Below are 12,792 nucleotides of genomic sequence, written 5' to 3' on the forward strand. Positions count from 1 at the left end.
TAATGACAATGAAAACGCTCACTATTGGTTTAATCGGAACAGGCTTTATGGGCAAAGCCCATGCCATTGCGTTTAACGCAGCACCCAGTGTCTTTGATTTGCCTGCAAAACCTGTTTGTGAACTGCTGGCGGATGTGAATCTTGAAGTAGCGCAAAGCCGGGCAAATGCCTGGGGGTTTGCTCGCGCTACTCACGATTGGCGCGCACTGGTGGCGGATAGCGCCATCGACGTCGTGGATATTTGCGCACCCAATTTTTTGCATAAAGAAATGGCGTTGGCAGCCATTGAGGCGGGTAAGCATGTTTATGCCGAAAAGCCGTTGGCGCTCAGCACGGCTGATGCGCAGGAGATGGCCATGGCTGCCGAACAGGCAGGCGTCAAAACACTGGTCGGATTTAACTACATTCGCAATTCAGCCACACAGCTGGCGCGCGATATTGTGGCAAGCGGCGAAATTGGCGAGTTGATTCATTTTCGGGGGCGGCATAATGAGGACTACCTGCTTGATCCACAAAAGCCTCACGATTGGCATACCCAGCGAGCCACCGCAGGTGCTGGCGCTTTGGGTGATGTAGGGTCGCATATTCTCAATATGGCCGAGTTCCTGACCGGGCAACACATCACCTCGGTATGTGGCCAGCTACAAACGGTGATTGCCATGCGCCCCACAGCGGATGGTACGGGTATGGCAAATGTTGAAAATGATGACCAGGCCCAGGCAATGCTGCGCTTTAACAGTGGCTTGATCGGAAATATTGAAACCTCACGAGTAGCGGCAGGAAGAAAGATGGGGCTTGCCTATACGCTGACGGGCACCAAAGGGGCGATTGTCTTTGATCAGGAGCGTATGAGTGAGCTGCAACTCTACCGCCACGAATCGAATAGCGGTCGACGCGGGTTTACCACACTGCTGACCGGCCCTGAACACCCTGACTATGCCGCCTTCAGCCCTGCGCCCGGCCATGGCCTAGGCTATAACGATCAGAAAATTATCGAGGTGCGCGATCTGGTGGAAGGTATTATTAACGACCGCCCGCTTTATCCTGATTTTCGCGAAGCCGTGCGTGTGAACCGCTTGATCGATGCCATCGAAGCATCGCATCAGGCTGGCCAGTGGGTTGAAGTTTAAAAGTTCAGTCGTAACGGAGCAGGAAGGCAAGAAACTATGGGACTTCGCGAAGCAGTATCAACCCATAAGGTACCCATTTAGGGATTACGCCTTGCGGGTTTAGTCACGTGTACTCGGTTCAGGTCGCGTCGCGAGCCAGCAGGCGATGCACGCCAGCAGCGCAACGATAGCCCAGCGTAACCAGCCTTCGCCTAAATGCCAGAGCAGGATCATTGCGCTGGCAAAAATACTGCTTACCGCGATGTATTTAGCACGTCTGGAGATGGCGCGCTCACGCTCCCAGTTTTTAATCAGAGGTCCAACATAACGTCGTGAACGGATCCACGCTTCAAAGCGCGGTGAGCCTTTGGAAGCGCAATAAATGGCTCCTAGCATAAACTCGGTAGTGGGCAGCAAGGGCAGGAAAATACCGATAACACCAACCCCAAAACTCAGCGCAGCAAGGCCTACCCATAAGGCGCGTACTAGCGTTAGAGGCTCTTTTGATTGGTGCTTTGGCGGTGAGCTTACGGGTGGTTTCTCGTTCATTTATCCAGCTTCTCATGGATAACAGGGCTTGGCGATGCGCCAGGTCAGGCGATGACCCACTAATAGGTGGATACGCTAAGCATACTACGCCGTATTAAGAACGGGTTAACGCTCGGCGCGTGGCGAAATGTTTTATTTTAGAAAGTAGTATTAACCCACGTTAAAAACTAAAAGACCCTCATACTATGGATGGGTTACAACCCACCCATCATCAATTGGAAGGCAATCGTAAACATCATCATCGCAACCCCGATATCGATTAGCCGCCAGGTAAAGGGGCGTGAGAGCCAAGGCGCCAGCCAAGCAGCACCCAGCGCGAGGGCACTAAACCAGAGTGCTGAACCACTGGCAGCCCCCATGGCATAGGCACCGGGAATAGGTTGCTGAGCACCGAGTGAGCCGATCAGCAATATGGTATCAATATAAACATGCGGGTTGAGCAGCGTTACCGCGAGTGTCGCCAGTATGACCGCAGTAAGAGAGCGTGGCGATGTACCGCCTGCCTCAAGTCCGTTAGGGCGCCAGGCACGGCGTAGTGCTTGGCTTGCGTACCAAAGTAGAAACGCAGTCCCACCCCAGCGAGCAATGGTCAATAGTAGGGGATTCTGAGCCAGCAGGTTCGCCAAACCAAACACGCCAGCAGTCACCAGCACGGCATCGCAAACAATGCATAGCAGGGCGGCCGGAATATGGTGCTCGCGGCGCAGGCTTTGCGAAAGCACAAACGCATTTTGAGCGCCAATCGCCATGATTAATCCAATCCCGACCAGCAGGCCGTTGCTGTAACTCTGCCACATGCTCTCTTTCCTGTTATGAATATCGTTATGAATATTGCAGTGAATATCGCTGGCCAGTGTGCGGAGATTACCTGTATAAGAAAAACGAATAATGCTGATATCTCATTAGGAAAACTGATTGCTGGATTACAAATTATTGGCGGCGCTGGCCGCCGTAATAGAGCAGGGTGGTTTTGAGCGAGGCGCGCAGGTGCTGGGGTTATCGCAGTCGGCTATTTCCCAGCGGATCAAACTGCTTGAAGCTCGTATTGGTCAGCCCGTGCTGGTTCGCGCCACGCCGCCTGCGCCAACGGAGATAGGACGCCAACTGCTTAACCATGTGCAGCAGGTACGCTTACTTGAACGCGACTTAAAGGGCCTGGTGCCGATATTAAGCGAGGCTACGCCGGAACGCCTGCGCTTGGCGATTAATGCCGATAGCCTGGCGACGTGGTGGGCATCAGCGGTGGGGGATTTTTGTGCTAACCAAAACGTGCTGCTGGAACTGGTGGTGGAGGACCAAGAGGTAGGACTAAAGCGCATGCGTGCTGGTGAAGTAGCGGGGTGTGTCTGTGCCGCCGAACGCCCGGTTGCGGGTGCCAATAGCGTAGCGTTAGGTGCCATGCCTTATCTTGCCGTGGCAAGCCCGGCCTTTGTCCACCGCTACTTGGCAGAAGGCATCAATGCCCAGGCGTTGGCCCGCGCACCGGCAATCGTGTTTGGAACCGATGATCAGCTACAGCATCGATTTTTGACGGAACTTGGCGTAACGGGAGGGTTTGATTATCACCTGTGCCCCTCTTCAGAGGGCTTTGTACGGCTAATGGAGAGCGGGCTCGGCTGGGGGATGGTGCCAGAGCTTCAGATACGTGATGAATTGACCAAAGGTACACTGGTGGAACTGATGCCGGGGCGCGCCATTAAGGTTCCCCTTTATTGGCACTATTGGCGCAGTGGAGGTCGCCTGCTAACCGGGTTAACGCACCACCTTTACCGTGAAGCAAAAGAGGCGCTGGTGCCGATTTTATAATCACTAGCGCTGTCAAACGACTGTCATCATTTTTGGTTAGGATAGTTTCCTTTGATGACGGTGCTAACCCTATGCCCATTCCTGCGCTTGCTATTGAAGGTTTGCATAAATCGTTTGGTGATAAAAAAGCGCTGGATGGTATCGACCTTCACCTATCGAGCGGCAAAGTGCTGGCCCTACTAGGTCCCTCCGGCTGTGGTAAAACGACATTACTGCGCTGTATCGCTGGGCTAACCGGCATCGATAGCGGGCATATTTCCCTGAATGGGCAGCTTGTGGCTCAGCCTCAGCGTCATTTGAGCCCCAACGATCGAAAGCTCGGCATGGTCTTTCAGGATTATGCGCTCTGGCCGCATATGAGCGTGGCGCAAAACGTCGCGTTTCCTCTGGAAATGCAAGGTGTTAACCCCAAAACGCGCAAAGAGCAGGTGGCCTGGGCGCTGTCGCTGATTGGCCTTGGCGACTATGCCGACCGCCAGCCGGGGTCGCTCTCCGGTGGGCAGCAGCAGCGCGTTGCTCTGGCACGCGCCATCGTGGCCAAGCCCAAGCTTTTGCTAATGGATGAGCCGCTCTCCAATCTGGATAAAGGGCTTCGCGACAATCTGGCGTTGGAAATCCGAGCCCTGATTGAAGAACTCGCCCTGACGGCCGTTTTCGTCACCCACGATCAGCACGAAGCCTTTGCCCTGGCCGATGAGGTGGCAGTGTTGCAAGAGGGGCGTTTGCAACAGGTAGCCTCCCCGGAAGCGCTTTATCAAGCGCCCGCTACCCCCTCGATTGCCGCGTTTATCGATGCCGGTGCGGTGCTTGATGGACACTTCGATGCAGATGGCTTTCATGTTGCTGGCCAAACGTTACGTGTCATGGCTCACCGTGATTACACCGGCCTGGCACGCCTTCTGCTACCTCGCCGGGCACTTACACTGACGTCGCCAACTCAGGCTGACGTGATTGCCAAGGTAAAAGGTCGGCTGTTTCAGGGCGACCACACCGCACTAACGCTGTCGCTTAATCAACATACCCATATAAAACTGCGCGTACATGGCACGCTGGTGCCACCGGAATCCGTTGGCCTGACGGTAGACGTCGCATCACTACGCGCCTGGCTACCCACTGGCGAGGCGCTTTCCTGTTCCCCTCTGCATGCTGCGGAGCTTTGCTAACACATTTATCCCACTATAAGGAATGTCGCATGCTTTCTCGATTGCTTTCCCGCTCTGCGCTGGTGTCGCTTACGGGCGCCGCAATTTTTAGTCTGGGTAGTCAAGCTCATGCTCAGGCGTTGACGATCTACTCGGCAGGGCCGAACTCGCTGATTGAACGTCTGGCGGCCGATTTTACCGAGCAAACCAATATCGATGTGAATGTGTTTCAAAGTACGACAGGCCAGGTAATGGCCCGGTTGGAAGCCGAGCGTGCCAATCCGTTGGCAGATGTCGTCATTTCTGCCTCTTGGGATAGCGCTACGTCGCTTTCGGAAGATGGTCTCTTGCACGCTTATCGATCTTCTAATGCGGCCACTGTGCCTGATTTCCTGCAGGCGGATGACTACGTCGCCCAAGGCGTTTCGGCGCTGTCGCTGGTCTGGAACCAAAATAGTGATACGCCGCCACCCAGCGACTGGTCTGATCTGACTGACCCGGCTTACGCCGACCAGGTAACTATGCCTGATCCCGCTCAGTCGGGAGCTGCTTTTGAGCTGGTGGCCGGCCTTTTGACGGCGACGGGAGAAGACGCAACGTGGTCGTTGCTGGAGGCACTGATGGACAACGGTATGGTGGTGCCCGGGCCTAATGCGCGCGCGCTTAACCCCGTATTGCAGGGCGCCAAGTCTGTTGTGTTTGGCGCCGTCGACTATATTGCGCTTACCCAACAGGAAAGCGGCGAGGCGATTGAAGTCATTTTCCCCGAAAGTGGTACGGTTATCGCGCCGCGCCCGATGATGATTCTTGAGTCCAGCGCTATGCAACATGAGGCCGAGCAGTTCATCGATTTTGTGCTCTCTGATCAAGGCCAGCAGCGGGTTGCTGAAAGCTACCTGATGCCAGCACGTAACGATATCGAAGCACAGCGCCCGACGCTGAATGAGCTGACGCTGATTGATATCGATAGCGAAGCAATGAACGAGCAGCGTGACGTCATTCTGGAACGCTTTCGTGGGCTGACGGGCGGGTGATGAAGTCGATCAAAGCCCTCAACCTGCCCCGTTTGGACGGGGCAGGCATCGTGCTGTTGCTCACGGTGCTGATACTGCTTTTATTGGTGGGCTTGCCGCTACTGTATATCGTTTTGCAGGCCATTTTTCCGCTATGGTCGCGCGGTGATCTCTCTGGTGCTTTTACACTGTTCGTGCCAACGCTTGTCGACCCTGCACTGCTTAAACTGCTGGGCAATACGCTGCGGCTGGGCCTTGCCGTGGTCTTGGCCTGTGCCGTGCTGGCCATACCGCTTGGCGCGCTGCGGGCGCTTACCCGTGTGCCGGGCGGCGCTATTTGGGATCTGATTTTTCTGATTCCGTTTATGATTCCACCGTATATCGCAGCGCTCTCCTGGATGTTGACGCTTCAGCCGCGTGGCTATGCGCAGCAGTTAATGGGTATCGAAGCGAGCCATTTTCTATTCTCTTTCTACGGCATTGTGTTCGTGATGGTTCTGAACGTCTTTCCCGTGGTCTATTTTGCCGTTTCGCGCACTATGATGAGTGTGGGTGGGCGCTACGCGTCGGCCGCCCGCGTTTGTGGGGCAGGCAAGTGGCAGGCGCTTTGGCGCGTCACGCTGCCACTCTCGACGCCCGGTATTGCGGCCAGCCTACTGCTGGTTTTTGCACTCACGATTGAGGAGTTCGGCACGCCAGCCACGCTGGGCGCTCAGGCGGGCTATCACGTTTTGGTGACCGGGATTCATCAGCGCTTTTCCGACTGGCCAATCGATATCCCCGGCGCTGCCGTGCTGTCACTGTTGCTTGTGATGCTGGCGATGGCCGCCTTCTACGTCCAGCACTGGCTGGTAACGCGGCGTTCGTTTATCAGCCAGACCGGCAAGCCAGCGACGGGGGAGCGCGCCGAGCTTGGAAAATGGAAATGGCCGACCTTAGTGCTTTTTTCAGCCGTGGCGTTTATCTCGGTTGCCGTCCCCCTGCTGGCCGTATTGGCGACAGCGCTGACGGGAACGCTGTCGGGCGGGCTTACGCTGGATAACCTGTCGCTACGCCACTTCGAGGCGCTGTTTGCCAATCGTGGCGGTGCCATGCAGGCATTGGGAACGAGCTTGAGCCTGGCCGTTGGTGCCGCTTTGCTCACAGGTGTATTGGGAGCCCTGGTTGGCTATATGGTGGTGCGCGCTCAAGTACGTGGCAAAGGGATGCTCGATTTACTGTCGTTGCTGCCCAACACCCTGCCTGGGGTCGTTGTCGCAGTAGGTTTGATTCTGGCGTGGAACCAGAGCCATTGGCCCATTCAGGTGTACAACACCGGGGCGATGCTGCTGCTGGCGTATGCGTGCCTGCTGCTTCCTTACCCTGTGCGCTATGCCAGTGCGGCTTTCCGGCAGATGGGGGAGAGCCTGGAAGCAGCTGCCAGAGTGTGTGGTGCCGGGTTTGTCACGACATTTCGGCGTATCTTGCTGCCGGCGCTGGCGCCGAGTCTTCTGGTATCCATGCTGCTGGTGTTTGCCATCGCTTCCAGAGAGCTGGTGGCATCACTGATGGTGGCGCCGGCAGGCATGAGCACCGTATCGACATTCGTATTTGGACAATTCGAGCAGGGCTCACCGGGAGTGGGAATGGCGATGAGCGCCGTGGCGATTTTTACCACCACGGCGCTATTGGTCGGGCTAACGGCCTTCAGCCGCAAACGGTTGCCCATCGCCAGCTAGATACGCCTTTAAAAAACGGCGCGCACAGCAAGGTACAGCACCGAAGGGGCAAGCAGTGCGCCTAGCCCGGTATAGAAAGTGGCCGTCATCGCGCCGTAAGGCACCAGTTTCGGGTCGGTGGCAGCTAAACCCGCTGCTACGCCACTAGTGGTACCCATCAAGCCACCAAAGATCATCGCAGAGCGCGGGTTGTCCAGACCGATATGGCGGGCTGCGATGGGGGTCAGCACCATAACCAGAATCGATTTGAAAAGGCCTGCTGCAATCGAAAGCGCAATAATGTCGGAAGAGGCGCCAATGGAGGCGCCGGCAATGGGGCCAACAATGTAGGTGACGGTACCGGCACCAATGGTGGTGAGCGAGACCGGGTCCCGATAGCCAAATGCGTAAGCCACGGCAACACCCGCTACGAAGGACACAATAACGCCCAAAAACAGTGCGATGATACCGCTGATTCCCGCTGCGCGAATTTCCTGAAAGCGCACCCCGTAAGCTGTGGCGATGATGGCCAGGTCGCGCAGCATGCCGCCACCCATTAGCCCAAGCCCTGCAAACAGGCTGATATCGGCAAGCCCACGGCTACCACCGGTATGAATGCCGCCAAAGTAAGCGAGTGCCAGGCCCACCATAATCGCAATGGCTGAGCCGTGAACGCGGCCCTTGGTCAGCTTGTCGCTGACCAGATAAGAGATATACATCGCACCGCCTACCAGCGCAAAGGCGGCGATTAGATGCTGTTTTTCGAGCTGAGTGACGAACGATTCAATCATAACGATAGCCTCAGGTTAGCGGGCCGTGCGCGTGCGCGCAGACGCCGGAGAAGATGAAGAGGTTTTGACCCGAGACTTACTGGCCTTACTGGCGCTTGAAGCAGACGCAACCGCTGTCGTGGATGAGGATTTCGGATGACCGAGACGAGTGAGAAAGGGCACCAATGCAAAGCTTGCGGCAACGGCCACCAGGCTTGCCAGGAGCGCGATCATCCCACCATCGAAGGCAGCGGCAACATCTTGACTCGCCGCCATGGCCACCACAATGGGGATATACATGCCGTTCCAGAAGGTGATGCCGCTTTCGGTACCGCTGGGCATTTTTCCCTTGTCCATCAGGTAGCCGCCCAGAAAAATCAGCATCAGCATGGCAATACCGACGCCGCCTACGTTGGAATTGACGCCAAGCAGCATACCCAGCACATCACCAGCCCATAGACCAACCAACATACACCCTGCGAGCAGGGCAACTCCGTAAATCACCATGGCAATCTTCCTGTTTTATCGTTGTTGTATGAAGCTTTCTTTAACCGCAGTCAGGGCTTAGCCCTTCCCCTGCGGCGCGGGATCCAGCATCAAGCGTTAGCGGCGGTGTGCTCCTTTTTAAAGGTGTCAGCGTAGGTGTTACGCAACTGATTCTTCTGCACTTTGCCCATAACGTTGCGAGGGAGCGCATCGGCAAAGAAAACCCGCTTGGGCTGTTTGTAGCGTGCTACCTGGTCCTTCAGCGCGGCCAGTACCAGTGCTTCGCTAATGGCGTCTGAAGCACTGGGGACCACCACGGCGACGACCCCTTCGCCAAGGTCGCTATGAGGCACACCAATAACGGCCGACTCCATTACGCCGGGCAGGTCATCAATTAACTGCTCAATCTCTTTCGGGTAGACGTTGTAGCCGCCGGAGATCACCAGGTCCTTATCGCGGCCCACGATATTCAGGTAGCCCTGGTCATCCATCAGGCCTAAATCGCCGGTAATGAAAAAGCCGTCATCACGAAACTCCGCCTTGGTCTTTTCGGGCATGCGCCAATAGCCCTGAAAAACGTTAGGCCCGCGTAGCTCGACCATGCCGGTTTCCCCTTGGGCAAGTGCGGCGCCACTTTCGCGGTCGGCAATCCGTACTTCTACGCCCGGCAAGGGCTTGCCCACGGTGCCTGGCCGACGCTTCCCATTGTAGGGGTTGGAGGTGTTCATGTTGGTTTCGGTCATGCCGTAACGCTCAAGAATGGCGTGGCCGGTACGTGCTGCAAACGCTTCATGGGTTTCCGCCAGCAGCGGCGCCGAGCCCGAAATAAACAGGCGCATATTGGCAACGATATCGCGGTTTAAACGCGGCGAAGCGAGCAGGCGGGTATAGAAAGTGGGTACGCCCATTAGCACGCTGGCATGGGGCATCAGATCAAGCAGCTCATCCACGTCCAGCTTGGGTAGGAACGTCATTGACGCGCCGTTGATTAGCGTAATGTTGCACGCTACAAAAAGCCCATGGGTATGGAAAATCGGTAGGGCATGGATCAGATGATCGTGTTCGGAATAGTGCCACGCCTCGCTCAACGCCTGGCTGTTGGAGGCCAGGTTCTGGTGGCTTAGCATGGCGCCCTTGGAGCGCCCGGTGGTCCCCGAGGTGTACAGGATGGCCGCCAGGTCGTCGGCCGATACCTCGCACACCTGCTCGGTTTCGGAGGCCTTGTCGACCTTCTCCATCAGGCTGCCGTCGGCGTTGGTGCCCAGGCTTTCTACATGGGCAACGCCGCTGGCGATAGCGCGGGCATGTTGCAGCACCTCTGGGCGGCAAACATAAACGTGTGGCTCGGCATCTTCCAGAAAGTAGGCGATTTCGCTGTCGGTATAGGCGGTATTCAGTGGCAAATACACCGCGCCAACCTGAAGGCAGGCAAGATACAGCATCACGATCTCAGGGCTTTTGTCGACCTGTACGGCCACTCGGTCGCCCGGTGAAACGCCCAGTTCAAGCAGGGTGCTGGCCATTTTTCGACTGGTAGCGAGAACATCGCTGTACCGGTAGCGCTTGCCGTTGAGCGTATCCATCAGCACCTTATTGGGCTGACGTTCAAAATGCGGATAGAACTTGAGATAAAGATTGTGGTTCATGAAAGGGTCCTTTTTATTATCCAAAGCGCTCGCCGTTAGGCGCTCGCTTCACTGTTGAAATACTGGCCTGCCTGATTGGCTAAACGGCGAATGTCATTGGCACATACCACGCTATGGTTGCGGGTATAGGCTTCGTGGTTTTGCTCAATACGCTCCAACTGATAGAGGTAGTTAACCATCAGACCGTGGGCCTGTTGCAGCCCTTTGGATGAGGTGTCACCCAGCCAATTCAGCCGATGAAGGCTGGCGCCATTGCCTAAATGAAAACGCGCGACCGGATTGAGCGGTTGGCCACTCCGGTGCTTGGCCTCGGTTAAGTAATAGGCGGCCAGGCGCATGAACTCTTTATGCGCGGCGGCGGGCAGCTCGGTTGCTTCATGGTCCTGTAAAAAGGTGCTTAGCGTCTCTGACAGTACCAGTGACTGCGAGGCACGCTGCTCGGCGAGCCAGTCGGCGAAACCGGGTACCGGCGAAAGCGTGACAAAGTTCTTCAACTGCGGCAGCTCGCGGCTAAGCTCCTGTACGACTTGCTTGATCAAAAAGTTGCCGAACGACACCCCTTTAAGTCCTGCCTGACAGTTGCTGATGCTGTAGAACACCGCAGTGTCGGCTACCTCCAGCGGCACTTCTTCGCCATGTTCCAAAATACGCTGAACGTTGTCGGGGATACCTTTACAAAGCGCCACTTCCACAAAAATAAGCGGCTCGTCGCCGGTGGCCGGGTGGAAAAAGGCGTAACAGCGACGGTCATCTGGATCAAGGCGGCGGCGTAGGTCGCGCCAGTCGCTGATGGCATGCACCGCCTCGTATTGAATGAGCTTTTCCAACACGGCGGCGGGCGTATTCCAGTCGATGCTTTCCAGCACCAGAAACCCCCGGTTAAACCAGGAATTAAACAGATGCGAGAAGTCGCTGTTGAGCGCGGCAAGCTCTGGGGTATGACGCAATTGCTTGAGCAGGTCGGCACGCATCTTGACCAGCTCGAAGGTGCCGCCTGGGCAAAGGTTCAAACGGCGCAATAAATCCTGACGACGCGGTTCACAAGCGTTAAACAGTTGTTCCAGCGCGGCGTTATCCTCCGACGCACAGTACGCTTTATAGGCGCTATGGATGGCGCTAGGCTCAGCGGCATAGTCGCTGGCCAGTAGCGAAAAGAACGCCAGTCTCTCTTCAGGCGCCAACTGCTGATAATGAGTGAGCGCACGCTGGGCGGTCATTATCTGGGAGGCTTCACCGCCACGCTCCATCAGCGTTGCACAGGCTGATGAGAGAGCTTGCAAGTGCGCACCACTGCTTTGTGCGGTGTTAGACGCGTTACCCAAGAGACGTGTACGCGTACTGATATTGGAGAGTAGCCCTTGAAGAAACGTCATGTTCACATTCATGCACATCGACCTCTGGATGGGCGGTCCCTTGGCAGGGCACGCTTGACGGCGTAGAGAAATTTATTAGGCGCCTTGTTATATATAACAAATAGAGGTTTAAAATATTTAGGTCAAGCATGGCAGGGGTAGACATAAGGTGAAGGCTTGGAGAAAAGCGCGTGAGAATAGCGGGTTAGCCAGCAAAAAAGGACAGGCAGAGAAGCCTAATAAAGGGCTGCTGTACGAGTGAATACTGGTGAAGGAGAAGCGTTGTATCACCCGTGCAGCAGCATAAAAAGCAGACGCGTGTTAGTGGATTGCGATGTTATACAGGGTCGCGGTCAACATTAAGCGGCGACCATGCCTGGCGCACGGGCATGATTTCCAGGCGGTTAATATTAATATGCGCGGGCAGCGTGGCGAGATAGTAGAGCTGCTCGGCAATGTCTTCGGCCTGAAGCGGCGTAGTACCGCGATACAGTGCATCGGAGGCTTCCTGATTGCCTTTCGTGCGCACCAGGGTGAATTCGGTTTCCGCCAGGCCCGGGGCAAGGTCGGTAACCCGTACGCCAGTGCCTAATAAATCGCAGCGCAGGTTGTAGCTAAACTGCTGAACAAACGCTTTGGAGGCGCCGTATACATGGCCGCCAGGGTAAGGCCACTGGCCTGCTACAGAACCAAGATTCAAGATGCTGGCGCCTTTACCATGCGCCAGTAGCAGTGGCATCGCGGCGTGAGTGACGTTGACCAGCCCCGTGATGTTGGTATCAATCATGGTATGCCAGTCGTTGAGGTCGACCTTCTGCGCAGGCTCGGGCGCCAGTGCCAGGCCTGCATTATTGATCAAGCAGGTGAGCGGCAAAAAACGCTCGGGTAAATTGCTGATAGCGTTGGTGACCGCGTCGCTATCGCGTACATCAAGTGTCAGGGTTAATACCGGCACCTGTTGTGAAAGCTCGCTCTCAAGCGCTTTCAAGCGCTCTTCCCGGCGGCCAGTCAAAATCAATGACCAGCCTGCTTTTGCAAAACGCTGGGCGGCGGCCTTACCAAAGCCGGACGTTGCACCGGTAATTAAAACGCTGGGCATTGCGAAGACTCCTTTATTGGGCGGACACAATAGATTCAGCCCTAATGTAGCCTGTTTTGCTTGGCTTCTTGAAGGCTTAATGGTGGCCTGATGGCTATTTTGCTTTGTATCTTCGCGTCAGAT

The 12,792-nt window shown here is 55.9% G+C and carries 12 protein-coding genes; 5 read left to right on the forward strand and 7 right to left on the reverse strand.

Going from position 1 to position 12,792, the window contains the following annotated elements; genetic code table 11:
• The first annotated feature begins 8 nt into the window (after nt 1–8).
• The gene (locus tag CZ787_RS15680; RefSeq protein ID WP_087110892.1) at nt 9–1,130 is read left to right on the forward strand and encodes a Gfo/Idh/MocA family protein; all 1,122 of its coding nucleotides are present in this window, start codon (nt 9–11) and stop codon (nt 1,128–1,130) included.
• 99 nt (nt 1,131–1,229) lie between these two features.
• Here the strand turns inward: CZ787_RS15680 and CZ787_RS15685 are convergent, their stop codons facing one another.
• Nucleotides 1,230–1,658, reverse strand: a complete 429-nt coding sequence (locus CZ787_RS15685) for a YbaN family protein (protein ID WP_087110894.1) — start codon at nt 1,656–1,658, stop codon at nt 1,230–1,232.
• Between the two features lie 194 nt (nt 1,659–1,852).
• Nucleotides 1,853–2,455 (reverse strand): LysE/ArgO family amino acid transporter, encoded by a 603-nt coding sequence (locus CZ787_RS15690; RefSeq protein WP_087110896.1) that lies wholly within the window; start codon nt 2,453–2,455, stop codon nt 1,853–1,855.
• 118 nt (nt 2,456–2,573) lie between these two features.
• Between CZ787_RS15690 and CZ787_RS15695 the strand changes: the two genes are divergently transcribed.
• From CZ787_RS15695 to CZ787_RS15710, 4 genes are all read left to right on the forward strand, one after another.
• Nucleotides 2,574–3,464: a LysR family transcriptional regulator ArgP gene (locus tag CZ787_RS15695; RefSeq protein ID WP_087110898.1), complete on the forward strand. Its 891-nt coding sequence runs from the start codon at nt 2,574–2,576 to the stop codon at nt 3,462–3,464.
• 71 nt (nt 3,465–3,535) lie between these two features.
• Entirely contained in the window at nt 3,536–4,627 is a 1,092-nt protein-coding gene (locus CZ787_RS15700; RefSeq protein WP_087110900.1) for an ABC transporter ATP-binding protein, read from the forward strand.
• Nucleotides 4,628–4,656: 29 nt separating this feature from the next.
• The gene (locus CZ787_RS15705; RefSeq protein WP_176372234.1) at nt 4,657–5,640 is read left to right on the forward strand and encodes an ABC transporter substrate-binding protein; all 984 of its coding nucleotides are present in this window, start codon (nt 4,657–4,659) and stop codon (nt 5,638–5,640) included.
• Nucleotides 5,640–7,337, forward strand: coding sequence for an ABC transporter permease (locus tag CZ787_RS15710; RefSeq protein WP_087110902.1), 1,698 nt, complete (start codon nt 5,640–5,642; stop codon nt 7,335–7,337). Before CZ787_RS15705 ends, CZ787_RS15710 begins: the two co-directional genes overlap by 1 nt.
• Nucleotides 7,338–7,345: 8 nt before the next feature.
• On the opposite strand, the gene madM is transcribed toward CZ787_RS15710, so the two are convergent.
• The 5 genes from madM to CZ787_RS15735 all read right to left on the reverse strand — a co-directional run bounded on the left by madM (nt 7,346) and on the right by CZ787_RS15735 (nt 12,669).
• Entirely contained in the window at nt 7,346–8,107 is a 762-nt protein-coding gene (gene madM / locus CZ787_RS15715; RefSeq protein ID WP_087110904.1) for a malonate transporter subunit MadM, read from the reverse strand.
• A gap of 15 nt (nt 8,108–8,122) precedes the next feature.
• Nucleotides 8,123–8,593, reverse strand: a complete 471-nt coding sequence (gene madL / locus CZ787_RS15720; RefSeq protein ID WP_087110906.1) for a malonate transporter subunit MadL — start codon at nt 8,591–8,593, stop codon at nt 8,123–8,125.
• An 89-nt stretch (nt 8,594–8,682) separates the two neighbouring features.
• Nucleotides 8,683–10,218, reverse strand: a complete 1,536-nt coding sequence (locus tag CZ787_RS15725) for a malonate--CoA ligase (protein ID WP_087110908.1) — start codon at nt 10,216–10,218, stop codon at nt 8,683–8,685.
• A 35-nt stretch (nt 10,219–10,253) separates the two neighbouring features.
• Nucleotides 10,254–11,591, reverse strand: coding sequence for a malonyl-CoA decarboxylase (locus tag CZ787_RS15730; RefSeq protein ID WP_087110910.1), 1,338 nt, complete (start codon nt 11,589–11,591; stop codon nt 10,254–10,256).
• A 316-nt stretch (nt 11,592–11,907) separates the two neighbouring features.
• The gene (locus tag CZ787_RS15735; protein ID WP_087110913.1) at nt 11,908–12,669 is read right to left on the reverse strand and encodes an SDR family NAD(P)-dependent oxidoreductase; all 762 of its coding nucleotides are present in this window, start codon (nt 12,667–12,669) and stop codon (nt 11,908–11,910) included.
• Nucleotides 12,670–12,792 lie beyond the last annotated feature (123 nt).

The organism is Halomonas citrativorans (assembly GCF_900163645.1).
GTDB classification, from domain to species: Bacteria; Pseudomonadota; Gammaproteobacteria; order Pseudomonadales; family Halomonadaceae; genus Vreelandella; species Vreelandella citrativorans.

Coding starts and splice junctions, on each gene's coding strand:
- CZ787_RS15725 (WP_087110908.1), bottom strand. CDS start 10,218: ATGAACCACAATCTTTATCTCAAGTTCTATCCGCATTTTGAACGTCAG.
- CZ787_RS15680 (WP_087110892.1), top strand. CDS start 9: ATGAAAACGCTCACTATTGGTTTAATCGGAACAGGCTTTATGGGCAAA.
- madM (WP_087110904.1), bottom strand. CDS start 8,107: ATGATTGAATCGTTCGTCACTCAGCTCGAAAAACAGCATCTAATCGCC.
- CZ787_RS15700 (WP_087110900.1), top strand. CDS start 3,536: ATGCCCATTCCTGCGCTTGCTATTGAAGGTTTGCATAAATCGTTTGGT.
- madL (WP_087110906.1), bottom strand. CDS start 8,593: ATGGTGATTTACGGAGTTGCCCTGCTCGCAGGGTGTATGTTGGTTGGT.
- CZ787_RS15735 (WP_087110913.1), bottom strand. CDS start 12,669: ATGCCCAGCGTTTTAATTACCGGTGCAACGTCCGGCTTTGGTAAGGCC.
- CZ787_RS15710 (WP_087110902.1), top strand. CDS start 5,640: ATGAAGTCGATCAAAGCCCTCAACCTGCCCCGTTTGGACGGGGCAGGC.
- CZ787_RS15690 (WP_087110896.1), bottom strand. CDS start 2,455: ATGTGGCAGAGTTACAGCAACGGCCTGCTGGTCGGGATTGGATTAATC.
- CZ787_RS15705 (WP_176372234.1), top strand. CDS start 4,657: ATGCTTTCTCGATTGCTTTCCCGCTCTGCGCTGGTGTCGCTTACGGGC.
- CZ787_RS15685 (WP_087110894.1), bottom strand. CDS start 1,658: ATGAACGAGAAACCACCCGTAAGCTCACCGCCAAAGCACCAATCAAAA.
- CZ787_RS15730 (WP_087110910.1), bottom strand. CDS start 11,591: ATGACGTTTCTTCAAGGGCTACTCTCCAATATCAGTACGCGTACACGT.